The organism is Flavobacterium piscisymbiosum (assembly GCF_020905295.1).
Lineage (GTDB): Bacteria > Bacteroidota > Bacteroidia > Flavobacteriales > Flavobacteriaceae > Flavobacterium > Flavobacterium piscisymbiosum.
Window position 1 is genome coordinate 397,381 of the sequence record NZ_JAJJMM010000001.1, and the last position, 25,794, is coordinate 423,174.

Annotated in this window: 24 protein-coding genes; all 24 read right to left on the bottom strand. The window is 30.8% G+C overall.

The features are described 5' to 3' along the window. Positions 1-8 precede the first annotated feature (8 nt). The 24 genes from LNP81_RS01905 to LNP81_RS02020 all read right to left on the bottom strand — a co-directional run bounded on the left by LNP81_RS01905 (position 9) and on the right by LNP81_RS02020 (position 25,790). Positions 9-1,007 (bottom strand): glycosyltransferase family 2 protein, encoded by a 999-nt coding sequence (locus tag LNP81_RS01905; RefSeq protein WP_230033050.1) that lies wholly within the window; start codon positions 1,005-1,007, stop codon positions 9-11. Positions 1,008-1,017: 10 nt separating this feature from the next. After that, complete coding sequence (locus tag LNP81_RS01910; RefSeq protein ID WP_230033052.1) at positions 1,018-1,797, bottom strand: glycosyltransferase family 2 protein; 780 nt, start codon at positions 1,795-1,797, stop codon at positions 1,018-1,020. A gap of 3 nt (positions 1,798-1,800) precedes the next feature. Further along, positions 1,801-2,847: a hypothetical protein gene (locus LNP81_RS01915; protein ID WP_230033055.1), complete on the bottom strand. Its 1,047-nt coding sequence runs from the start codon at positions 2,845-2,847 to the stop codon at positions 1,801-1,803. Continuing rightward, positions 2,831-3,400, bottom strand: coding sequence for an acyltransferase (locus tag LNP81_RS01920; RefSeq protein WP_230033057.1), 570 nt, complete (start codon positions 3,398-3,400; stop codon positions 2,831-2,833). Before LNP81_RS01920 ends, LNP81_RS01915 begins: the two co-directional genes overlap by 17 nt. Positions 3,401-3,402: 2 nt before the next feature. Further along, positions 3,403-4,656: an oligosaccharide flippase family protein gene (locus LNP81_RS01925; protein WP_230033060.1), complete on the bottom strand. Its 1,254-nt coding sequence runs from the start codon at positions 4,654-4,656 to the stop codon at positions 3,403-3,405. Between the two features lie 161 nt (positions 4,657-4,817). After that, entirely contained in the window at positions 4,818-5,555 is a 738-nt protein-coding gene (locus LNP81_RS01930; protein WP_230033062.1) for an oxidoreductase, read from the bottom strand. Positions 5,556-5,580: 25 nt separating this feature from the next. Continuing rightward, positions 5,581-6,363, bottom strand: coding sequence for a nitrilase-related carbon-nitrogen hydrolase (locus LNP81_RS01935; RefSeq protein WP_230033064.1), 783 nt, complete (start codon positions 6,361-6,363; stop codon positions 5,581-5,583). Continuing rightward, positions 6,363-7,661: a glutamate-1-semialdehyde 2,1-aminomutase gene (locus tag LNP81_RS01940; RefSeq protein ID WP_230033067.1), complete on the bottom strand. Its 1,299-nt coding sequence runs from the start codon at positions 7,659-7,661 to the stop codon at positions 6,363-6,365. The genes LNP81_RS01935 and LNP81_RS01940 overlap by 1 nt, the downstream gene beginning before the upstream one ends. Before the next feature lie 10 nt (positions 7,662-7,671). Next, on the bottom strand, positions 7,672-8,424 hold the full coding sequence (locus LNP81_RS01945) for a cytidylyltransferase domain-containing protein (RefSeq protein ID WP_230033069.1): 753 nt from the start codon (positions 8,422-8,424) through the stop codon (positions 7,672-7,674). Next, entirely contained in the window at positions 8,424-9,440 is a 1,017-nt protein-coding gene (locus tag LNP81_RS01950) for a Gfo/Idh/MocA family protein (RefSeq protein ID WP_230033072.1), read from the bottom strand. Before LNP81_RS01950 ends, LNP81_RS01945 begins: the two co-directional genes overlap by 1 nt. Further along, complete coding sequence (locus LNP81_RS01955; protein WP_230033074.1) at positions 9,440-10,489, bottom strand: nucleotidyltransferase family protein; 1,050 nt, start codon at positions 10,487-10,489, stop codon at positions 9,440-9,442. The genes LNP81_RS01950 and LNP81_RS01955 overlap by 1 nt, the downstream gene beginning before the upstream one ends. Continuing rightward, complete coding sequence (gene neuC, locus LNP81_RS01960; protein ID WP_230033076.1) at positions 10,486-11,589, bottom strand: UDP-N-acetylglucosamine 2-epimerase; 1,104 nt, start codon at positions 11,587-11,589, stop codon at positions 10,486-10,488. The genes LNP81_RS01955 and neuC overlap by 4 nt, the downstream gene beginning before the upstream one ends. Continuing rightward, the gene (neuB, locus tag LNP81_RS01965) at positions 11,586-12,608 is read right to left on the bottom strand and encodes an N-acetylneuraminate synthase (protein WP_230033077.1); all 1,023 of its coding nucleotides are present in this window, start codon (positions 12,606-12,608) and stop codon (positions 11,586-11,588) included. The genes neuC and neuB overlap by 4 nt, the downstream gene beginning before the upstream one ends. 3 nt (positions 12,609-12,611) lie before the next feature. Then, positions 12,612-13,253: an acetyltransferase gene (locus LNP81_RS01970; protein ID WP_230033078.1), complete on the bottom strand. Its 642-nt coding sequence runs from the start codon at positions 13,251-13,253 to the stop codon at positions 12,612-12,614. Then, positions 13,225-14,367: a LegC family aminotransferase gene (locus LNP81_RS01975; RefSeq protein ID WP_230033079.1), complete on the bottom strand. Its 1,143-nt coding sequence runs from the start codon at positions 14,365-14,367 to the stop codon at positions 13,225-13,227. Before LNP81_RS01975 ends, LNP81_RS01970 begins: the two co-directional genes overlap by 29 nt. Positions 14,368-14,369: 2 nt before the next feature. Then, positions 14,370-15,557 (bottom strand): UDP-N-acetylglucosamine 4,6-dehydratase, encoded by a 1,188-nt coding sequence (locus LNP81_RS01980; protein WP_230033080.1) that lies wholly within the window; start codon positions 15,555-15,557, stop codon positions 14,370-14,372. 33 nt (positions 15,558-15,590) lie between these two features. Beyond that, a complete protein-coding gene (locus LNP81_RS01985; RefSeq protein ID WP_230033081.1) occupies positions 15,591-16,661 on the bottom strand; it encodes a Wzz/FepE/Etk N-terminal domain-containing protein in 1,071 nt (356 codons plus the stop codon). 6 nt (positions 16,662-16,667) lie between these two features. After that, positions 16,668-19,106 carry an SLBB domain-containing protein gene (locus tag LNP81_RS01990; RefSeq protein WP_230033082.1) on the bottom strand — a complete coding sequence of 813 codons (2,439 nt, stop codon included), beginning with the start codon at positions 19,104-19,106 and terminating at the stop codon, positions 16,668-16,670. Positions 19,107-19,155: 49 nt separating this feature from the next. Further along, positions 19,156-20,202: a dTDP-glucose 4,6-dehydratase gene (gene rfbB, locus LNP81_RS01995; protein ID WP_230033083.1), complete on the bottom strand. Its 1,047-nt coding sequence runs from the start codon at positions 20,200-20,202 to the stop codon at positions 19,156-19,158. 11 nt (positions 20,203-20,213) lie between these two features. After that, on the bottom strand, positions 20,214-21,221 hold the full coding sequence (locus tag LNP81_RS02000) for a mannose-1-phosphate guanylyltransferase (protein WP_230033084.1): 1,008 nt from the start codon (positions 21,219-21,221) through the stop codon (positions 20,214-20,216). A 31-nt stretch (positions 21,222-21,252) separates the two neighbouring features. Then, a complete protein-coding gene (locus tag LNP81_RS02005) occupies positions 21,253-22,536 on the bottom strand; it encodes a nucleotide sugar dehydrogenase (RefSeq protein ID WP_305070231.1) in 1,284 nt (427 codons plus the stop codon). A 300-nt stretch (positions 22,537-22,836) separates the two neighbouring features. Next, positions 22,837-23,304 (bottom strand): UpxY family transcription antiterminator, encoded by a 468-nt coding sequence (locus tag LNP81_RS02010; protein WP_230033088.1) that lies wholly within the window; start codon positions 23,302-23,304, stop codon positions 22,837-22,839. A gap of 82 nt (positions 23,305-23,386) precedes the next feature. Beyond that, the gene (locus LNP81_RS02015; RefSeq protein WP_230033090.1) at positions 23,387-24,778 is read right to left on the bottom strand and encodes a UDP-glucose 6-dehydrogenase; all 1,392 of its coding nucleotides are present in this window, start codon (positions 24,776-24,778) and stop codon (positions 23,387-23,389) included. Between the two features lie 28 nt (positions 24,779-24,806). Further along, a complete protein-coding gene (locus tag LNP81_RS02020) occupies positions 24,807-25,790 on the bottom strand; it encodes an SDR family oxidoreductase (RefSeq protein ID WP_230033092.1) in 984 nt (327 codons plus the stop codon). Positions 25,791-25,794: the final 4 nt, after the last annotated feature.

A 25,794-nucleotide genomic window follows, 5' to 3' on the forward strand; every position in this document is an offset into this window, starting at 1 on the left:
TTTAAATACTAACATAAATATTTCAATATCAGAAAGCAAATAGATTTCACGATACTATTCATTTTTGATGCTGATACTGGAATATCTTTAAGACTAAAATATTTTATATTTGATGATACTCTATCATCTTTTAGTATAGCCAAAAATTCAGAAATTTTACCTTTTATTGATCTATTATAAACTAATGCATTTAAACAAAAAGAAAATGTGATCTCAAACAGGCTTCGTCTAAATCTCCACTGTAATTCATTATTTAAATAATTACCTTCAAATAAAATAGTTTTCAACTTTTCATCCATTACAAAATAACGTTTTAAGAAATTTTTCCTATGTGAAGTCATTGTACTTCCATGTCTTACTACGTAGTGATAAAATATTTCAGGAATAAAAGTATATGTTGGATTTGCAACTAAAAAATTTATATTAAAAAATTTATCTTCATATAGAAATATTCTCTCACTCTCGAATCTTAAATTTAAATCTTCTATAAATTGACGTTTATAAATCTTATCACATGGAGAATTAGGAGAAAATAATTTTAAGGAAGGGGCGATAGCTTCATTCAATAAAAATTGTATTGTTGGTAATTCTGGATTAATAGATGGTAATTCAGGAGTTGCAGATTTTCCATCTGAAAAATCATAAATTAAACCACAATAAACTAAATCATAATTATTCGTAATTGCCTGGTTATAAACAACCTCATACATGTTAGATTCAATCCAGTCATCACTATCTACAAAAGCTATATATTCTCCAGTGGCTAAATCTAGCCCTCTATTTCTTGTTAAACCTTGGCCTAAATTTTCATCGTTTTTAAAAATTTTAAATCTTTTATCTTTTACTGAAAAATTTTCTAAAATTTTAAAGGAATTATCTTCCGAATAATCGTCAATACAAATTATTTCAATATCACTGAGAGTTTGTGCTAAAACACTATTCAGACATCTTGTTAAAAAATTCTCCGCATTATAAACTGGAATTATAACTGATATTTTGGGAATCACTATTATTATTTTATTTTTTAATAATTTTATTTCTAATAAATATTCTAAAATTTAAAGGCACGGCATTTCGCAAAAAATTACTTCCAGTCTGAATATTAGTTTTTAATAATACTTTAATTTTAACAAAAACATTATTCCAATTCCCTCTTACTATAGCATATTCACGCCCCATTTGATAAAAACTATTCGACGATATTCCGTCTTCTGATTCATAATTAGAAACAATAATATCTAATTCTTTAAATTTTGCATTGTTTCTAAAGAATGTAAAAAACATTTTATAATCAGCTGCAATCTTGAGAGATATATCAAAATTATTATTTATTAAAAGTCTACGTTTTGTAAATACCGCCTGATGGCAAAAAATCATTGACTTTAATATTTTGTCAACTGATTTTGGTTTTAATATAAAAGAATTCGACTTAGTAATACAATTAATTGAACCATATACCACGTCAAAATTTGAAAGACTGGAAAAACTAAATTTAGACAAGACTTCTGGAGAATAAAAACTATCACCGGAATTCATGAAATTTACCCATTCACCAGTTGCTGCTTCGATTCCTTTATTCATAGCATCATATATTCCATTATCAGGTTCTGAAACCCAATAATCAATGTTTTTACTATACTTTTTTATAATCTCTTGCGTTCCATCTGTAGAGCCCCCATCAATAATAATTAATTCTAAATTATCATACTGCTGATTTATTATGCTTAAAATCGTATTTTCAATATCTTTTGAGCCATTATATACAACAGTAATAATAGTAATCTTGACATTCTTCATATGCTAACTAATGCTTTTTATAACATTTTCAAAATTTTCAAAATTTTCAAAATATTTAATCTTATTGTTTGTTAAGCCATTCAAATAGTTTTTATATTTATCTGCAAGACCTATTTCTTTAAATTGAAATAAATTAATTAGTGAATAGGTAGGTATTTGATTTTCTTTTACAAAATGCGATAATGATGAAGTAATAATTCCTATGTACATTGAAGAATTTGAAAATTCAAGAAATTCGGCAGGGATATAAGATGGAATTTCAATATCTACTAGGTGCATCACATTCTCAGGAATTCCTATACGCGGGTGGCCTTTTACTACTACAGTCCAATTATGTTTCTTAAAGGACTCTATAATTTTTAACTGTATAGAATCATGACTTACTGGTTCATATATAGAATCTTCACAAGGCGAAATAAAAAAGATGACAATTGGATTTACATCTTGAATGTTTTTTATTTGATATTTATATAGATCGAAAACAGATTGAGTCAAATCTGGTGCTATTTTCCTAATATTATATCTTTTAAAATGAAATTCAGGTATTTTTTCTAAAATTTCCAATTTAAAATTTGCCCCTGTAATAATGAATAAAATAAATTTTAAAATAATTCTTTTGAAGTTCATTTTTTTTCTATCAAACAAATCAGCTGAAAAATCATAATGATCGACATAATACAACGAATTATTATCAGATAATTTAACTAAGAAAGCAGAAGTAAGCCAATCTTCAAATCTAGAAAAGAAATAAACATCATTATTAACTACACCTTTAAAATACTTCTTCGCAAAAAAATTAATTCTTTTTCTTTCCTTAAATACTAACGCAAAATTCTTAATTGATAAATGACCGTAGGGTATAAAAACTAGAGAGTTCAAATTTAAATTTAAGCTTTCTATAAATTTAAAAACATTCTCAACATTTACTACATAAACATTAATGATCTTTTTTCCTTTATATTTTTCGTATAAACTTAAGAAGTAAGGAATATCAGCAGGTGCTTGACAAAAAACAATCATTTCAAATCTTTCTTCAATAGAATTGACCATTCTCTTTTAAGTATTTAAAGGTTTCTATATCTCTATATTTTATAATTCTATGAGGATTTCCTCCTATCACCGCATAATCTGGCACATCTTTTGTCACTACAGTTCCTGAACCTATAACTACACCTTCACCGATTGTTACTCCTGGCACAATGGTAACATTTGTCCCACACCATACAAAATCTTTTATTTCAACAGGCTCAATTAAATCAATATTGTCGTAAGGAATAGAAAATTTGCTCTGATAGTTATGATTTGTGGAAAATATAGTTAATCCTCTTCCGGTATGAAAAAATTTTCCTATATAAACTCCTCCTGAACATTCAATAATTGTGTCTGATTTTAAATGACTTGTAATATCTATTTTGAATTTAGTAAAATCACCAGTTGCACTCATTATTTTTAAACCGCCAAAGCCTTGATTAACATAATTGATTTTACATCCACACTTAATTTCTATTCTCTTAATATCTAACAATTGTTTATAAATAATAATATTGTTTATAAACAAATCAATTTTTAATCCCAGAATTAATTTTAAAATTAGCTTAACCATTTTTAAATAACATTATACTTTTTAAATAAACTTAAGGATATTATCAATGATAATATAGACAGAAATAAAAAAGATAGTAGTGAGGCTATTGCAGGTCCATAAATCCCAACAATTGGAATTAAAATAAACGATAAGACAATAACTAGCACTGCACTTAGCAGAACTAAGATAGTTTTTAGCTTAGTCATTTTAAAATAGTCAATAACTAATCCAGTCGTTGTGTAGATACCAAAAAAAGCTTGGGCTATACACATAATGTAAATTATAGGCATTGCTGACAGATATTTTTTACCTAAAAAAAAAGGTCCAAAAAAAGACAATGCAACACAAAAGAAAATAGAAATTACTAATATTATGACAGAATATATACCTGAAACTTTTAAAATAAAATTCTTACCCTCTCTTTCACTTAATTTTTTATATACTAAAGGATAAATTACTTTTATCATATTTGAATTTATCATTACTACAAAAGAAGCAACTCCTGCAGCAGCTGCATACAATCCTACTTCTTTTAATCCAAAAGAATTTAGTAAAAAATACCTGTCGGACTGATTTAAAACCCATCCAGCTAAAACAGAAATAATTAGAGGTGCTCCATATTTAATAATATATTTAAAATGAACTTTATCAAATATAAAATAGAAAGAAGATCCAATTGTACTTAGAAAAAAAAATCTAATAATTAAAACGATAAATTCTGCAAGTACAATAGCTACTATCCTAAACTTCCAATCCAAATCAAAAAAAGAAAGGAATATAACTGTTAAGCCAAATCCCAACAAAACAGTAACCGTAGAAATTAATCCAAAACGCGTTGCTTGAGAATATTGAAAAAGTTCAGTATTATGTATGGAACTAAAAGTTGTTATGAATCCCATAATTGTTGCCATAACAATTACAAAACTATATTGTTCAAACATTAAAGAAGCCAATATTGTAAAAATAAAACAAACCGAAAATGAAATTAAAACAAATGAAATTAAACTATTTCTAAACTCTAGATATTTATCTTTTTCAAGATCTACGATCTCAATTGCTTGTAATCCGTTTGCTGAAAAAGACATTAATGTTGGTAAAAAAAATAGGATACTTGCGTATATACCAATCATTCCATAATCTTCAGGGAGTATATGCTTAGTTAAATAAGAGATTGAAAATATTCCAATCGCGGCATTTATAATTGTAAAAATATAATAATTTATAAAATTACGTATTTCCCTATGATTTATTAAAAATTTTATTTTATTGAACATCTATATTTTTGTATACTTAAAACTATTATTTTAAAAATTTATTAAATCACTGGCTTTTTAATCATTATAAACAAAAATTTCTAACATTAAACACCCGATTTCATGTACAAAAACCTAATCTATCCAGCACGCTTATGTAGTTTAATTTTTTACAAATTCAGTTAAATGATACTCCATCCACCATCCACCACCAAATTATGTCCCGTTACATAAGATGAATCATCTGTAAGTAAAAAACAGACTGCTGAAACAATATCTCTTGGACTTCCCATTCGTTTCAACGGTACTTTTTTATTGTAATTCTCTACAAATGATTCCGGTTGGTTATCAAAAATTCCTCCAGGAGAAACTGTATTTACACGAATTTGATATGCTCCATAGTAAGATGCCAAATAACGTGTAAAATTATTTAGTGCACCTTTAATTGCCGAATAAGCAGCTGGCATGGTCATTTCTGTACCTTCATAAACTGTAAAATCAGGCCCAACTAATCCGTAGATAGATGACATGTTAATAAGCGACCCAAATCCTTGCTTTTTCATTTGTTCCATTACCACTTGGCAACATAGAAAATATCCATTTAAATGCATATCCACATTTTTACGCCATGATTCAAGTGGTATATCCTCAAATTTAGTCCCCCAATCTTTTGTTCTGGGGTAAGCATTGTTTACCCAGCCATCAATACGATCGTATTTCTCGACTATACTCACTATTCCGTTCTTTATTGAATCTTCATTAGTAATATCAATTACAAAATCATAACTATCTTGGTCTTCAAAAAAAATATCAGCTGATATAACTACTGCTCCTTGTTCACGAAAAGTAGAAACCATCTGCTTTCCTAATAATCCATTACCTCCTGTTACAACTATTACTTTATCTTTTATTGAAAACATCGTTATTATATACTTGTTTAATTATTTAATTATAGAACTCTCTATAAATGCTATTCTTCCTGTCTTTTTTAATTGGAAAGTTTTTTCGATATTCTATCGCATTTTCTAAATTCAAATCAAAGATTTTTATTTCTTCAAAGATTTCCAAAGGTTCTAACTTTTCTCCTGTAGGCGAAAAAACACAAGAACTTTCCTCATATTCCAAACCGTTCCCATCAATACCAGTTCGATTAACACCAATCATAAAACTTTGATTTTCTATAGCTCGTGCATTCAGTAAAGCTCTCCAATGACTCACTCTTCCTTTTGGCCAATTAGCTATATTAAGCAAGATTAAATTCTCCTTCGACAATTCTTGATAAAGCTCTGGAAATCTTAAATCAAAACAAATACTCAATCCCCAACCACCATTCCAAGGAAGGCTCTTAATCTGATTACCTCCTACAATTAATTCATCTTCTCCAGCATAAGAAAATAGATGTATTTTTTCATAAGTCCCAGCTATTTCTCCCTTATTATTTACAGCAATGCAACTATTATATTTTTTTTTATCTTTAGAAATCATCAATCCAAATACAATATTCATTTGATACTCTTTAGCCATTTTTTGGATAGCTTGAAGAGAACTTGAACTTTCAAAATCTTCTGCCAAAGCCAAATTAGAAATAGAAAAACCAGTCAAAGACATCTCAGGAAAAACCACATACTCTACCTTTGGGCTTAAAGACGCAACTATACGTTCAACCTCTTTCAAATTGGCTTGTTTATCCTCCCAAACTGAATCTAAAGAAACTATAGCTAACTTCATTAATTATATTTTCTGAATACTGGTTTAATGACTGGAGATTTTAGATATACTTCCAATCCACTTTCTAATGCTTTTTTATAAATTGTCAAAGCATGTTTCACGGCCGATAATGTCATATCCAATTCTATCTCCTGATGCGAATAAGAAACTGCTATATATGGCATCATTATCTTTTTTTCTAACATTTCCTGAGCAAACAAAGTACGCATTGCCAACGACACATTATGATCCTTATCTTTTGCAACATAGTTTGGAGAACAAGGATATCCTTCTACATAAAATTGCTCATGAATTCCCAATTCCTTAGAAATATTATTTATTCCGGTAACTAATTTATTACCATAATTCCAAAAATGATCTACTACGAGGTCTCTTTTTAATATTTCCATCGTTTTAATAAAAGCTCCTAATGCACTCATTTCTGCACCATGAGTTGTCGATGTCAAAAATATTCTCTCGGCTCCTTCATCCAATATTCCTCCAATCTGCATAATTTCTCTTTTCCCTGCCAAAGCTGCAACAGCAAAACCATTAGCCATAGCTTTTCCAAATGTACACAAATCAGGTTCTATTCCATAATAAGTTTGAGCACCTTGCAAGTCCCATCTGAAACCAGTAATCATTTCATCAATTATAAAAACTGTTCCATTTGCTTTGCATAAAGTCTGAACTTCGCGAAGGAAATTGGCTGTTGGCTCTAACGTCGTTGCCGCTTCAAGCATTACTGCCGCAATTTGATTTGGATATTCATCAAAAAGTGCTTTTAACGAATCTATATTATTATAATTAAATTTAAGAGTAAGTTGACTCGCTTCTTCAACCGTACCTCTAGTAAGAACTGTTGAACCTATGAACCAATCATCATATGAGAAAAAAGGCTGTTCTACAGGAACTGCGACCATCTTTCTACCAGTATAGGCTCTCGCTAATTTCATAGCTGCTGTTGTAACGGCAGAACCATGTTTAGCAAATTTGACCATATCTACAGACGGGATTAACTCGCACAATAATTCAGCTGCTTTCAACTCTGTCACAGAAGCCCTTGTAAGATTATTACCTTTTAAAATCTCTTCATAACACGCATCGGCTATTTCCTTATTTCCATAACCAATATTAACCGATCGTAATCCCATTCCATAATCCAAGTACTTATTCCCTTCTGGCGAAAAAACGTAAGCTCCTTCTCCTCTTTCTAAAATAGAAGGTGCATTTGATGGAAATTGATCATCTCCTCTTGAATAGGTATGTGCTCCTCCTGGTATTACATTATGCAGTCTTTGTGAATATGATTTTTCCATATCAAAAAAATTAGTTTTCTTCTTGTTTTTGTTTGTTAAAATTTGACCAATAAATATCATCTAGATGCTTATTTAATTGATCCCACTCGTTTTTAATTATCGAATCAATCAAGACTTTGTCAGAAACATTTAAAACATCAATATTTGATATCACCTTTTTAAAAAAGTCAGCATCTGGTTCATAATCTAAAGTCATTCTGATTTTTGCTACTTCATCTGCAAATTTTAATTGAATAATATCAATCTCATCTTTATTAAAAATTTTCCCCCATCCGGTTTCTAATTTATTAGATTCAATTCCTTTTAAAGAATTCTCTAAAAAGTCCTTGCTATAACCAGTACTATTCATACCTAAAGGCAGTCCAGAAGTATATACCATTTTTGAACCGTTCATCAAGCTATCTATTACTAATTTTGATGCTTCAGTAGAACATAAGATATCATCCCCATCTATGGAAACTATAAAATCTACATCAAATTTACGAGCACATTGCAAATGACGAAAAGGAATATTTTCGTCAGAGCCATAAAATACTTCTACTTCTACATCATGTTCGTCAAATATTGTTTCAAATTTTTTGTTTTCAGGCTTTATCGAAGTTGTAATAAATATTTTCAATTCATTTTTCTCAATAACTTCTTTAAAGGCAAAGGAAAAGCGCTCTACAAGATGTTTTATCAACGGTTTTGAATTTACTTCTATCAAATGCTTCTCACTTAATCTGGTTGAACCTAATCTCGCGGTAATAAAAATTCCTATCATTACAATTTTTCAATGACATTATTATCATCCGAACTTTCAACAGCATATAAAACTTTCAACACCTGATGATCATGTTCTAATGTATTTGGAAAGTCACCTTCTCTTTTGGCCGCCTTTAAAAAAGCTGCCATCTCATCTATATACATCTGCTCTGTTATATTTTTATTATATCCAGTTTGAGCAGATATAGTTTCATACTTTATTTCATCCCAATTACTTGTTTCCGGGTCATAAATTTTAATCATATTATCATCCCAATTCCAATATAACTGTTTTTTGTCTCCATTGATAGTTAATCGTCTGGTTGCATATCTAGAAACAACATCAACTGATAAATTAAATATTGAATTACCATAATCCATTAATAAATTGTATGTTTCATCGATATGCTCTGCCCCTTTTATTTGAATTGCATTTTTATAGAGACCAACAACTCTCTTTGGAAATCCTAAAACTAAAGTAATCCATGTTAATTCAAAAGGAACAATCTCTCTTCCTCCACCTGTTTCTTTATTAGAAACATAATATTCATTAACCTCTTCATACGTATGCCAATCAGGAAGATATTGTCCTGAATGATATAAAAAGTTAGATATTATACCAAGATCCCCATTTTTTACAATTTCAGCTATTTTTTTTATTGCCGGATGAAAAAATAAAGTACATGATGGTGCTAAACATATACCTTTTTCTCTAGACTCTATAATCATTTCTTCAAAATCAGTATTAACTACACTCGCTTCAATAAAAGCTGGTATATTTAATTCTAAAGCCTTCTTCATATAAATATGATGAATATCTGGTGGTAAGGAAATAACAAAAGCATCAATTTTAAAATTTGATAGAGCATCTTCTAAACTACTCACAACTTCTATTTGATACTTCTCCACAGATTCGCTTCTCCTGTCATCTCTTTTATCAAATCCGATTATATTTTTTATTCCTAGAGCTTGTAAATTCCTCACCCTTCTTTTACCCATGGAACCTAATCCAATTATGAGTATAAAATTTTTCATCACTTAAATTTTATATAGTTTATATCTTTTTGTGCCTTCTCAAAATCCTCATGTTTACCAACATCTAACCAATACCCAACAAATGGATAGGAAATCACTTTTAAATTATTTTTAATTAGTTCTTCCATCAAATCAGTGGCATTAAAGAAAATATCCTTCGGAATATATTTAAGCATTTCTTTTTTCATTAAATAAATCCCTCCATTGGAATAGTAAGTATATGTTGGCTTTTCTTTAAAACTTTTAACCAGACCATTATTAGTTTCTAAAACGGCATATGGAATACTAACCTGATATGGAATAGTCAAAACTGCCAAATCAGCATCTTGTTTTATAAATTCTAAAAAAAATTGTTCGTAATCTATATTTGTTAATAAATCAGAATTAGTAACTAAAATATAATCATGTTCGAAATTATTAATTTTAGAAACAGCGCCAATTGTACCTAAAGGCTCACTTTCCCAAACATATTCTATTTTAATGTTTTTATCATTTCCTTTTCCAAAATGGGTTTCGATTTGTTCTCCTAAATATTTTACAGATACCCAAAAATCATCGATTCCAAATAATGTTAAACGGTCGAGGTTATGTTCCATAATTGCCTTATCACCAACTTTTAACAATGGTTTTGGTTTAGAATCAGTTAGAGGCTGTAAACGTTGTCCTCTACCACCTGCCATAATTACAGCATCAATAGGCAAATAAGACCTAATATTTCTAAAATTAATAACATTTACAACTTTATGGTTTTCGTCAACTACGGGTACAATTCTGAAATCCCCTTCACGATACTCAATAATTTTTGCTAAATTATTTTCCCCCTTAGTTATATATCGTGGATTATCCTGAATAATTTCATCAATATAACTATCAATGGTGAAACCTTTAATCAATCCTCTTCTTACATCTCCATCAGTAAGTGCACCAATTAATTTATCCTCTTGATTAACTACAAAAAGAATGGCATCTTGCGACAATTCATTTAATAAAAGTAGTGCTTCTTTTACTTTACTTCCAGAAAGAATTAGATGGTCTTTGTAAATTCTCATAAAAATTCCTTTATAATATTAATTATATTATTGGCTGCATGATCTCTAAAATATATATTATCACCGTCGTATTTTTCCAAGTTTAATGCTTTATCAAAAGCTAAAACAATACCTGATTCTTCAAACTTGCAGTCTATAATATTATTACTTTGAGCTCTTCCTTTCTGTCTATCTCCAACATTTATAACATATTTACCAAATGAAGCTGCTTCTAAAATACCACTTGATGTATTGCCAATTAGAATTTTAGAATAATGCATTGCGGAAAAATAATTAATCTTACCAAAATTTTCAATTAATAGGATTTTTTCAGGTTTTTCTGTCTTTAGTTTTTGAATTTCCTCCCTATATATTGATCCTTGTGTATCTGCATTTGGCATTGTAATAACTACAAATATTTTCTCAGAAATAGTAGCCAAAGCATTTTTCATTTCCTGTGCGTATTGAATATTATCATTGGACGAGATAGTTTCCGGATGAAAGGTAACTAATGCAAATTCTTCATTAGGGATAATAAACTTTTCATAAAAAGCTTGTTTTTCTACAGGAGTAAAACTCATAATGTCGCTCAAACTTAACGATCCAACAGTAAAAATGTTGTTATCTGAATTTGTTAAACACCTAACTTTATCACTAAACGTTTCTGTAGCAGTAAAATGTAAGAATGATGCTAAAGTAATTTGATGGCGATAAATATTATCTATTGCTCCTAATGTAGTTTCTCCTCCATGCAAATGAGCAAATTTTACTTCAAAAGGAATTCCTGCCTGTACGGCCGCACTCATTTCAAAACGATCTCCTAAACATAGTACTAAATCGTATTGATGCATTTTCCAAAAATCTGCAAATTTTAATACCGTTAATCCATAAGAAGAAGCAATCGATTGCTCGTCATCATTTGAAATGAGAGAAGAAATTTGATGAATACAATTGTATTTGTCTTTTTCTATATCTGTTACTGTATATCCATGCAATCTTGACAAATGAGTTCCAAAAGCTACAATCTCTATTTCAAAAAAAGAATCATTTTTCATTTTATGAAGCAAAGGAAGATATATTCCGTAATCAGCTCTTGAACTAGTTAATACCCCTATTTTCATCCTATATCAGAAAATAAAAGTTTATCAAACTCATTTTTATCAACGACCAATTTTTTTCCAACTATATTTTCCCACTCCATCGGAGATATTCCATCTCCAGGTCTCAATGAAACTATATCACTATCAGTGATTGTATGTCCTTTTTCTAATCTCTTATTTATAAAAATGCTTTTCCTGGCAATAGCAATATTTTTAGTTTCACTTTCACTTGGTTTTTTGTCTCCATCTCCACTGATAGCCAATTCTATATTACGAATTGCCTTCACCATATTTTTCAATTCATCAGGCTCTAAAGAGGCCACATGATCAGGCCCAGGTAATGTTCTGTCTAATGTAAAGTGTTTTTCTATTATTCTGGCTCCTATTGCAACTGCTGCTATTGGTACTTCAATACCAAGTGTATGATCTGAATATCCTATTTCTACATCAAAAGTCTTTTGAATAGCTAACATTGCTTTTAGATTTACATCCTTCATTGGAGTTGGATATTCTGTATTACAATGCAGAATTGAAATTTTTTCTTTACTAATACCAAATTTCATTAATACCTCTAAAGCATTCTTTATTTCTATTTCTGAGCACATACCTGTCGACATAATAACGGGTTTCCCACATAAAGCAACCGCTTTTAAATAAGGATAATTTGTTATTTCTCCACTAGGAATTTTAAAAAAAGAAAGTCCTAAATCATTTAAATAATTCACTCCTTCCACATCAAAGGCTGTTGAGAAAAATTTAATATTTCTTTCAGAGCAATAAGACATTAGCTGCAAATGATCTTCATGACTCAACTCTAAATTTTTCAACATAGCATATTGAGAATCATCGCCGTCATTAACATTAACGCTCTGGTATTCTGCTTTTTTAGCCAATTTACTAACTAAACTATCTGCTTTAAAAGTTTGAAACTTTACATAATCTACACCCGCATCTACTGCAGCATCAATTAGTTTCATTGCTACATTAATATCACCATTATGATTTACCCCAGCTTCAGCTATAATAACTACTTTATTCATATTTTAAATTATTCGACCAGGATTTCCAACTACTTTCTTACCGTCAGGCACATCATTGATTATGACACTGCCTGCGCCTATTATAACATCTTTACCAATTACAATACCTTGCTTAATTACAGAATTAGCTCCTACAAAAGTCCTTTCTCCAACTGTGACATTACCTGCTAAAACAGCTCCGGGTGCTATATGTACTGCATCATACAAAACACATTCATGCTCAATTATACAACCCGTATTTAAAATTACATTTTTCCCTATTGATGCAAATGCATTAACGACTACATTTTTATTAATAAAGGTCCCACTATCTATTGAAGCATACTTTGACAAATTAGACGTTTTATGAATAATTGTTTGAGTTGTTTTTCCTTTGGCCTCGATTAAACTGGCAACATTTTGTCTTATCTTATTATTTCCTATACCAATTGCGAAAGAAACGTAACTTCTCCAGCCTACAAAACTTTCTTCATTTTCAAATCCTAAATACGATAAATTGTAAGGATTGCTGGCTGATTCTTCTTTTTCTGAATATCCAATCAATTCATATCCATTTTCTAAAATGGTTTCTGCCACAACATAAGCATGTCCTGAATACCCAATAAGAATTATCTTTTTATCTGACACTGCTTGGTATATTGACAATTCTTTCTTCTAAAAATTCAGCATTAATTTGTAAATCTTTTTGACAATTCGCATACATAGGTAAGCGATACATTAATTGCCAAATAGGTCGTGTCATTACATTATTTGCATTTGTTGTTTCCAAAAACAAATCTCTTTCAAACTTATCCTCTAACTCTACACACATCAACCAATAATTTGCTTTAGTTTCTGGTGTCTCCGTTCTAAATTTTATACCTTTAGTTGCAAAAAAAGATTCATATTCTTTTGCTAATTGCCTTTTATTTACTAAAAAACTATCCAATTGTTCCAATTGAGCACATGCTAATGCTGCATTCAAATTAGGCATTCTGAAATTATACCCCATCTCATCATGAACATATTCATAAGGGTGCGGGATTTTAGCTGTAGTCGTTAAGTATTTTGCTTTTTCACCTAATTTAAGATCATTACTTACTATAGCTCCACCTCCGCCAGAGGTTACTATTTTATTTCCATTAAATGAAAAACTACCAACTTTACCAAAACTCCCTGTTGGTTTACCCTTATACTCACTTCCTAATGACTCAGCTGCATCTTCAACTACTGGAATTTTCCAAATATTGCAAATTGTCATCAATTCTTCTAAATGTACTGGAAAACCGAAAGTATGCATTGGCAAACATGCGCCAATTTTTTTTCCAGTTTTTTTATTATAACAAGCATCCTCACGTAAATCGCCAAATTCCTCTAAAAAAGAAACAACAGCTTTAGGAGATAATCCCATAGTATCTATATCTACATCTAAAAAAACTGGAGTAGCATTTTGATATGCAATTGCATTCGCAGTTGCAACAAAAGTTAATGCTTGAGTTAGCACTTCATCACCTGATTCTACTCCTACTAGACGCAAAGCTACTTGAATTGCTGCAGTACCATTAACAACAGCAACAGCCTTTTGTGTATCTGTTATAGCTTGCATCATTACTTCAAACTGATTAACATATGCACCTACAGACGAAACAAATGTTGAATCTATTGTTTCTAATAAGTATTTTTTTTCATTACCTGCAAAGTGAGGAACATGAAGAGGTATAAAATCATCTGTTTTATACTGTTGTTTTATAAAAGATACAACTGTATTAATACTACTCATAATTACATTTTTGAATCTAAATATTTACCTGTTTCCTTATGTCCAAAATCTGGTATCATTTTATGAAACAAATTTACTATTTCTTCTTTTTTCCAACTTCTATTTGACTTCATAAGTCCTATTTCGGTAGTAAATTCTTCTAACTTTTGAGCAGAGAAGTTTGGTTCATTTTTGATTACTCCCAAATTTTCAAATCTATCCATGTCTAAAATTTCATTATGGGTAAAAAACTCCTCAAAATCTTTTTCGCCAGTAGTATCACTGCCTGTAAATAAACATGGCCATTTTTTTTGATTTATAAGCTCTTCTACACTATTTCTAGCTTCTTCTTCGGATTTACATAAATAAGCTTCATAACCAATTTCAGCTAAATATTTAACTGCTATATCTGCAAAAGAAATTAAATGTAAATTTTCATTTAACTTAGGAAAAAAGATATCTCTATTTTCTCCAAAAATGCATGACATTAAACAAAGTTCACCTGATTCTTTTGGAGTAACAAAGTATCGTTTAATATCATTAGGTGCAACAATTGGTTGTTTTTTAATAATACGCTGATTAAACCCGTGCAACAAAGAACCATCTGAAAATGCAACATTTGCAAAACGTGCTGTAGAAATTTTAATATGATGACTTTTTCGCATTAAATACATTTCCATTATTCTTTTTGAAGCACCCATCATATTAACCGGATTAGCAGCTTTATCTGTTGAGACACAAAAGTATTTTTTGGTTCCATTATCAATTGACTGTTGTAATGTTTTATCAGTATTAAAAATATTTACATCTATCATTCGCATTAAGGTAAATGCATCTTTTTCGCTACGAACATGTTTTAAAGCAGATAGATTTAAGACGTAATCATATTTACCATCTGCCTTAATGAAGGCATCATACTCAATTGATCCTATATCTAATGCAAAAGTTTGAAAATCTCCATCAATATAACCGTAAGAACTTCTTAAATCTCTAACAAGTTCCACCATATTGTTTTCACTAATATCTACTACGTGCAACTTAAGCGGTTTACGCTTAAATATTTCTTTTGTAACAGCTTGACCAATCGAACCTGCACCGCCTATAACTAAAAAAGAAGAATTATTAATGATTTTGAATAACTGATCTTCATAAGCAAAAATATCTTTCTCAAATATTTCTTCGTTTCTACCTATTAATTTTAAAATGTTCATTTATATCAATTTAATTATATTTTTATTTTAAAATTATTGTGTAAGTAATTTCAACAATCTTCTAAAGATCAAAATAAAAACGGCACAAAGACCAGCACAAAAACCTCCAATTAATAATCCTTTTAACCTACCAAAACCTTCTTTATTTAAAGGCAATATCGGTCTATCAATTACTTGAATTAATGGAGTTTCTTTTCTCAGAGTAACTTTAGCCAACTCAGCTTGTTTAACTAATTCTGTTAATATCGCACTATTAGCCTGAACATCGACTTGCCTTCTAGCCGAAGGAGCCCGACGAATATTAAGAGCTGGGTTCAAATTAAAAGTATTATCATTTGCAATAGCTACTCCAGTAATAGCTCCATTAAGTTCTCCGCGAACCGAGTCAACTTGACGTTCTAAGATAGCCATATTCATCCTTGCTTTTTTACTTTTTGTCTCAATATAAAACTGGCCAACTTGTTTAGCTAAAGCTTCACAGAAATACTTTGCAAAAAGCTCATCTGTTGAAGAAACATCAATATTAATTATAGAAATTTTCTTATCTTTTTGTCCTACATACAAACTTGTAGCAGACAAATTTTGATATATTTTACCAATAATACTATCTTGTATTCTAGTAAAACTTTTACGACTACTATTTGGTGAAAATTGTATTTTCTCAAATTTTGTTTTTTTTGCCCAACCCTTTCTCCATTCATTATTTCTGATGTACATCTCAGCTAAAGAAATTTCTTTACCATTAATATTTACAGGAGATAATAATGTTTTCTCTACCATTGACCTCGATTTAAATAATTCAGTTAGATTAGATCCTGTAAAGATACTTCCACCTCCTCCTCCTAAATCTAGGCCAAAGGAACTGGCAAATCCCAAAGCGCCACCTAAACCAACACCAGCCTTATCATCTTCTAATGCAAAAGACAATGTAGCTGTGTAAACAGGTTTTTTACTAATTGCATACAAGATCCCAAATACACTACCAATTAAACCCGCAATTACTATAATTTTCCATCGTTTAATTAAATATGAATACCAATCACTTATCTTTTGAATTAATTCTTTTAATGTAATTTCATCACCTTGATTCACTCTATTTTCCATCAAATACTATTTAAAAGCAGTAACAATTAACAATGCTAAACTAGTAAGCACACTTCCAATACCTACCCATTCTCCTGTACTCATTTTCTTCGTTTCTGGTTTTTCCGGAACGACAATTTGAGAATCTGGGGTCACTGTTGGGTATGATCTAAAAAACAAGAATGAACCCGTCACGGAAGCTTTACCATTGGGATAAATTATATAAGCTTTTTTCTTCCATCCTTTACTATCTACACCACCTACAGCATTGATATAATATTTAAATCCTTTTCCGCTTCTATAGGGAATCTCAGATGTTAGCAAAACATTGCCTGTGACTTTAACTCCTTCATTATAAACAGCAACTTCAATCTCATCACCAGGAAATAATGTTACATTAGAATAATGATTTTTATCTTTTACAATTTTCTCCCAATTAACAGGAATGGTAGCAAATTTTAGATTTTCCTTTAATTTTTTAGTTAGTTTATCTTTTACCGAATCATTTTTAGTCAGATTCAAATCAATACTTTGCAGTTTATCTATTTGCTCCTGTTTGATAGGTCTTCTAATCTTCATACCATCTAAATTGGCAATAGAAGTGAGTCCACCAGCCCTCATTACAACATTATATACGGTCTCTTTTTTATTTGCCAGTACATATTTCCCAGGATAACTTACTGCTCCACTTACGGATACCATTTCCGGTTTCTCATAAACAGCCATTTTCCTAACATTTATAACATCAAAAGGTTTTAAAACAAAGTTTTTAATCTGCTCGTTGTTGTTAGCTGTAATTTCAAGTTCCACTAATTCGATGCGTTTAGGATCGGCATCGTCAATCTCATCAGATTTAACCATCCTTGCAATCTCAACTCTTTTAGATGCAGAGCCAGTTAAACCACCTACCTGAACTACCAAATCATTTAGCGTTAAATTATCAAAATACTCGTATATACCAGGGTTTTTAACTTCACCATCAATAGTAACTTTATATTCTTCTCTAAAATCCAAAATAGAATATACGGTTACAATATCTTCTCTTTTTAATGCTATATCTGAATTTAAGTCTCCTGATAAGGCCGTCGCTAAATCAACATTAACAATTTCTGTAGTTAAATCCGTTTTTAAACGAATAATCCTTGCTCTTTTTGTATAGGCATCTTCTTTAAGACCTTCTGCTCTTGTAATAAGATCCGAAATTCGCATTCCTTCATTATAAGAGTAATAATCCGGTCTAAAAACTGCACCCTCGATTTTAATACGGTTTTCAAATCGGTTTAAAATTTTAGTAACTCTAAAAACATCTCCAGACTGTGGTAAATATGTATTATACTCACTTTCATTTATATCATGCACTTTAAATTCTTTTCCTGTTTTCTGCATTACATTTACTGATGCAGTATAGGCAAATTCATTAAAACCAGATGCGAAATTCAATAGGTCAGAAAACTTTTCTCCTTTTTTCATCTCGAAAATCCCGGGACGTTTTACTTCTCCTTCAACTGTAACTCTTTGGCTATATGCCGGAATTCGAATAACATCGTTATCTTTCAAACTTACATTATCAGATTGATCACCCTTAACTAAAAACTTATAGATGTCTACATTTTTGTAAACTTTATTATTTCTAATTAATTCTATATTTCTATAACTTCCATTTTTTCCAGGCCCTCCAGCCAAATGCAAAGCATTATAGACTGTCGCCAAAGAAGAAATAGAATAATTTCCCGGCTGTTTCCCACCTACAATAGTGATTTTAATAGTACGAATTCGACTTAAACTTACACTAACTTGAGATTGTCCAGAACTTACTGTACTATAAACCCTTGCTATAGCTGCTTTAATTTTTTGAGTAGCTGCTTCAATTGACATTCCCGAAACCGAAATTTGACCAACGTAATCTATCGTTATCTTTCCTTCTACGCTAACTGGAATACTGGCATTGTATTCCTGAACACCATATACACTTATCTGCAATTCATCTCCTGGTCCCAAAACATAATTCATAGGAGTGGCTAATTTTAAATCAGGTTCAAAATTTAAAGTAGGATTATCAAATAATTCAGAACCAAAGATTAAGGCATTTACAGAATCTTTTACTTTATCATTTTTAGTTTTTTCCTGTTTTCTTCCAAACTCAGAATCCTTATCTACTATTTTTGGCTTACTATTTTTATCATTTACATCTCCTTTAGCATTTTTCTTGTCAAATTCGTTAAGTTTGATTCTCAATTTATTGAATTCAGTTTGACTCATCCCTTTCGACAAAGCCATTGACTCTACACTATCAATCGTTGCATTATTACTTTTTAATTGAGCACTAATTTTAGCTAAATCATCATCAGACAAATAATCTACTTTTACTGTGCTTAAATCTTTTGATTTAAGGATGTCCTGTGCATTTGCATTAAATGAAAGCAATAAAATAAAAAACAGTGTAAGAACGTATGTTATCTTTTTCATATGAAACTATAATTCAACCTAAGTTGGTTTAAATAAAATTGTTTATTGTTTATGAATATTGTTTTTGATAATACTCTTTATAAGATCCAGAGGTTACATTTTGTAACCATACTTCATTATTAAGGTACCAATTAATTGTTTTTTCTAAACCTTCCTCAAAAGTAACAGAAGGTCTCCATCCCAATTCCTTATTAATTTTCGAAGCATCTATCGCATAACGCAAATCATGTCCAGGTCTATCTTTTACATAAGTAATCAATCTCTGGGAAGTTCCTTCAGACCTTCCTAATTTTTGATCCATGATTTGGCATAATAATTTTACCAAATCAATATTTTTCCATTCATTAAAACCACCAATATTATAGGTTTCATGATTTTTTCCTTCATGAAAAACTAAGTCTATAGCAATAGCATGATCTTCAACAAAAAGCCAGTCACGGGTATAATTCCCATCTCCATAAACTGGTAATGGTTTGTTATTAATAATATTATTTATAAAAAGTGGAATTAATTTTTCAGGAAAATGATAGGAACCATAATTATTGGAACAATTGGTCAGAACGTAGGGTAAACCGTAAGTTTCACCATACGCTCTTACAAAATGATCTGAACTTGCCTTAGAAGCAGAATACGGCGAATTAGGATCATAAGAAGTAGTTTCTGTAAAAAGTCCCTCTGCTCCAAGAGAACCATAGACTTCATCGGTACTAATATGGTAGAAACGTTTATCCTCAAAATTATTCTTCCATTGATTCTTGGCTGCGTTTAATAAATTCATCGTACCAATGACATTCGTCCTAACAAATGCTAATGGATCTTCAATAGAACGATCGACGTGAGATTCTGCTGCTAAATGCAAAACACCATCAAAATTATGTAATGAAAAAAGCTCATTTATAAAAGATTCATCAACAATATCTCCTTTTACAAAGGTATAGTTAGGCTGGTTTTCAATATCCTTAATATTTTCTAAATTACCTGCATAAGTTAATGCATCTAAATTAAAGATTTGGCATTCAGGATATTTATTTACAAAACGTCTTACTACGTGTGAACCAATAAAACCAGCACCACCAGTTATAAGAATTTTTTTCATTTAAATTTCAATTAATTTAATAAATCTGAATTTATTTTTTCCAACTCACTATAAATATCCTTTACATCTTGTGAGTTTTCTTTTTGCAAAATTAAATTTGCTGTATCGGTATACACGAAAATAGTGTTTTTTAATCCCAGAAAAGTAGTATGCTTACCAGAACCAATCACCATATTTCCATTTTTATCTGTAGGATGTCCTTTTGAAACTAAATAATCATAAACCGACTCAAATGATCCTAAATCAGACCATGAAAATGATGCAGGTACGACTTTTATTTTTTTACTGCGTTCCATAACAGCATAATCAATACTGATTGATGGAATTTCTAATGACAAATTCAAATCTAAAAATCCATTTTCGCTGGCTTCCCAAACTGCTTTTGATTTCTCATAAACATCCGGCTGGAATTGTTTTAGCTCCTCTAAAAGAACACTCGCTTTGAAACAGAACATCCCACTATTCCAAAGAAAATTTCCTTTTGCAATGAATTCTTTTGCTGTAGTTTGATTGGGTTTTTCACGAAACGAAATTACATTATCCCCTTTTGACTCAATATAACCATATCCTGTTTCTGGCTTGGTTGGGATAATCCCAAAAGTCACAATAAATCCTTCTTTTGCCTTCAGAACTGCCTCATCTATAGCTTTATTATAATCCTCTATTTTATCAATAATGTGATCTGAAGGCGTTACAATTAGTATATCATCAGGATCTGAAGCAAATGCAGCAAAAGCAATTGCAGCTGCAGTATTGCGAGGTGTAGCTTCAACAATGTTTACATAAGAAGTTTTGGTTTTATCCATAACCTTACCACTTAGGTGATGATTATCTACATTCCCCACCACCATGACCTTATTTGCTAAATGACTGTTACGATCCACAGTTATTTCAAATAAAGATTTATTTTCAAATATTTCTAAATATTGTTTTGGCTGACTTTTTCGAGATAGCGGCCATAATCTACTACCAACTCCACCAGTTAAAATGACATGTATAATTGAATTCTTTGTTTCCATTTTTCTTAAAATAAAAAAAGACCTTTAGTTACTATAATCTATTATCAGCTATAGCTCCTAAAACTCCTTTTACATCGTATAATAAACTATTTTCTTTTTGCAACTCTGAAAAATTTAATTCTAAAAATTCCTTGTGAGAAACTCCCAGAACAATGGCATCAAATTTATCATTTGGCAAAGTGTTAATTGTTACTAAATTATATTCTTTTTTTACATCATTCGCATTAGCCAAGGGATCAAATATTGTTACTAAAATACCATATTCTTTTAATGCTTTTACAACATCAACAATTTTTGTATTACGTACATCAGGACAATTTTCTTTGAAAGTAATTCCAAGCATTAAAAGATTTGCACCATTAACAGAAATTCCTTTTTTAATCATCAACTTCACTATTTGAGAAGCAACGTATTCTCCCATGCTGTCATTCAAACGTCGACCTGCTAAAATTATTTCGGGATGATATCCAAATTCTTGAGCTCTTTGTGCTAAATAATAAGGATCGACACCAATACAGTGTCCTCCTACTAATCCTGGTTTAAATGGTAAAAAATTCCATTTTGTTGAGGCTGCTGCTAATACTTCCTGCGTATCAATATTCATTAAATTGAATATTTTAGCCAGTTCATTTACAAAAGCAATATTAATGTCTCTTTGTGAGTTTTCTATCACTTTAGCCGCTTCTGCCACTTTTATGGAAGGTGCCAAATGAGTTCCAGCAGTAATTACTGACTTGTACAAAGCATCAACTTTTAAACCAATTTCAGGTGTTGAACCTGAAGTGACTTTTAAGATCTTTTCGACTGTATGCTCTTTGTCTCCCGGATTTATTCTTTCCGGTGAATATCCTGCATAAAAATCTTCATTAAATTTTAATCCTGAAACTCTTTCTAAAACTGGCACACACTGTTCTTCAGTAACACCTGGATAAACCGTTGACTCATATATAACAATATCTCCTTTTTTCAATATTTCACCAACAGACTCGCTCGATTTATATAACGGAGTCAAATCAGGACGATTATTTTTATCTACCGGAGTAGGAACCGTAACTATAAAATAATTACAATCTGCAATATCGTTTAAAGAAGTTGTGCAATACAATCCCGCGTCAGAAGTGGAATTATCTACTAAAACATTCTGCAATGTAGCATCATCAACTTCTAATGTTGTATCTGTACCTGATTTTAAAGAAGCTACTCTTGCTTCATTAATATCAAAACCTATAACTGAATATTTAGTAGCAAATAATCGAGCCAAAGGCAGGCCAACATAACCTAAACCAATAATGGCGATTTTTATGTTTTCGTTCAATTTGTAATCTTTTTTATCTATTTCAGTCATAACAATTCACGGCTTCGCCACTCTGAGTCACAAAATTTTGACACAGATACTCTAAAATCATTTTCGGCAAATATAGCACATTAAGTCAATTTATTCAATACGGTTTCCCGTAATACAGAAAAAACTAACAAATAAATAGCAACACTAAGCACCAACACTCTATCTATCAGTATGTAAAAATTTACCTTATAAAAAAAACAGAAAATAAAATCTCTATTTGGAGAAATTTTACCTTCTGTTTATTACCAATAGCTACACAATATAACTATATTATTTATATTTTATTTTAAGGACACACCCTAAAGATTCTAAAACTAACGTATAATAAGTATTTGAGATTTCCTGAACTATTGCGTCTTGATTACTAAAAGCTCCTGATTCTAATTTTATACGATCACCAACCTGAATCGAAGACACTGAAACATCACTTAAGTTAGGAGACGCCAAACTTGTTTTTATGATATTAATTTCTTCATCACGAACAATCGCAGGTTTTCCTAACCAAAACAAATACCGGACTACACCTGAGATCTGAAAAACGGAATTTCGATCACCATCTTCTAATTGGACAAAAACATAGGAGTTAAAAAGCGGCACCTCAATCTTCTTCTTTCTATCTGTCCATTGTTTGATTTGGATTATTAATGGACAGTAACATTCAATTCCGATTTCATTGAGTTTTTCCGCAACTTTTTTCTCCCATTTGGGTTTTGTATACACTACATACCAATTCTTCATTTTTCTTTTTATTGAAATAAAACCTTAAACCAATCTTGCCTTATTCATTTCATATTAAATTTTACCTCAATATCTTTTGCAATTAAGAACCTATTCCTTTATAAATGAAGCCTATTGATTCCAATTCTTTTGCATTTAAGATATTTCTTCCGTCAAAAAGAAATGCCGGTTTATGCATCGAATCGTAAATTTTTTGCCAGTCATAAGTTGTAAACTCATCCCATTCTGTTAGAATCGCAATAGCATGAGCGCCTTTACATGCTTCATAAGCATTATCAAATATTGATAAGGCTTTGCTATTTGCTTCCTCACTTCTGGTTTGTAAATAATCTAAATCGTTAAGCATTTTATTTCTCGAAACTTTAGGATCATAAACAGAGATTTTAGCCTGCTCGTTGATAAGATCATCAGCTACATAAATTGCAGCAGATTCTCTGGTGTCATTGGTATCTTTTTTGAAAGCCCATCCCAAAAATGTAATTTTCTTATCAGCAACTGTATTATATAAAGTTTGCACAATTTTGTTCGAAAATCTTCTTTTTTGATGATCATTCATTATAATTACCTGCTCCCAATAATCAGCCACCTCATTTAATCCGTAAGATTTTGCAATGTAAACTAAATTCAAAATGTCTTTTTGAAAACAAGAACCTCCAAAGCCAACCGATGCTTTTAGAAATTTCGGCCCAATTCTGCTATCCATCCCAATTGCTTTTGCCACTTCACTAACATCAGCTCCTGTTTTTTCACATAGTTCAGACATTGCATTTATAGATGAAATACGTTGTGCTAAAAATGCATTAGCCGTTAGCTTTGAAAGTTCAGATGACCAAACATTTGTTGTCAGGATTTTATCTTTGCTTACCCAATTTGCATAAACATCAACTAAAGCATTAATTGCTTCTTCACCTTCCGGCGTTGTATCTCCACCAATTAAAATTCTATCCGGGTTTAATAAATCAGTTACAGCAGTTCCTTCAGCCAAAAATTCAGGATTTGATAAGATTTGGAACTGAACTCCATTTCCGGTATTGTCCAGAATACTTTTTATCGCTTCGGCTGTACGTACTGGTAAAGTTGATTTTTCGACAACAATTTTATTCTGCTTTGCTACTTTAGCAATTTGTCTCGCACAAAGTTCGATATATTTTAAATCGGCAGCCATGCCTTTTCCTTTTCCGTAGGTTTTTGTTGGCGTATTTACAGATATAAAAATAACCTGAGCTTCATCAATAGCTTTTTCTACTTCAGTCGAAAAGAAAAGATTTCTTCCTCTTGCTTCACCAACTATTTCTGAAAGTCCCGGTTCGTAAATTGGAATATTATCTGTATTTGGATCGTTCCAGTCTTTAATTCTTTGTTCATTCAAATCAACAACTGTGACTTGAATATTCGGGCATTTTTGAGCAATTACTGCCATTGTCGGACCTCCAACATAACCTGCACCAATGCAACAAATTTTTGTAATTTTCATTTAATTTACTATTATCTTGATCCTTATTTTATTTTAAATTATTCCAATACCAGCTTACAGCCTCTTTTAATCCATCTTGCAATGAATATTTAGGATCATATCCTAAAACTGTTTTTGCTTTATCGATACTTGCCAGTGAATGCGGAATATCTCCTGCTCTATTTTCTCCATAAACAATTTCTACATCAGCAATTTTAGCATCAAATTCAGACAGATACTTTTTTAAGTATCCTACGAGATCGTTTAATGTATTGCGATCTCCAAATGCGGTATTATAAACTGTATTTATAGCTTCCGGATTTTGACTTGTCATTGCCAATTCATTCATCTGAATTACATTGTCGATATAAGTAAAATCGCGAGAATAATTTCCATCTCCATTAATAACGGGACTATCATAATTCATTAACTGATTAACAAACTTTGGAATCACAGCGGCATATGCTCCATTTGGATCTTGCTTTCTTCCAAAAACATTAAAATAACGCAAACCTATCGTTTCTAAACCGTAAGTTCTACTGAAAATTTCAGCATACAATTCGTTTACATATTTTGTAATTGCATATGGTGATAAAGGTTTACCAATAACATCTTCTACTTTTGGCAATCCCTGAGAATCTCCATACGTCGAAGAACTTGCTGCGTATACGAATCTTTTAACCTTTGCATCACGAGCAGCCACTAACATATTTAGAAAACCGGAAACATTAACATCATTTGTCGTAATGGGGTCATTTATAGATCTTGGAACAGAACCTAAAGCGGCCTGGTGCAAAACATAATCGACTCCATCTACTACTAAATTACAATCGGCAATATTTCGAATATCTCCTTCGATTAATTTATAATTCGGATTCTCTATAAAATCTTTCAAATTATGACGATGCCCTGTAGAAAAATTATCCAGACAAACTACTTTATGACCCAATCCTAAAAAATACTCGGACAAATTGGAACCAATAAAGCCCGCTCCGCCCGTAATTAAAATTGTACGTTGAGTTGATGTTTTCATATGA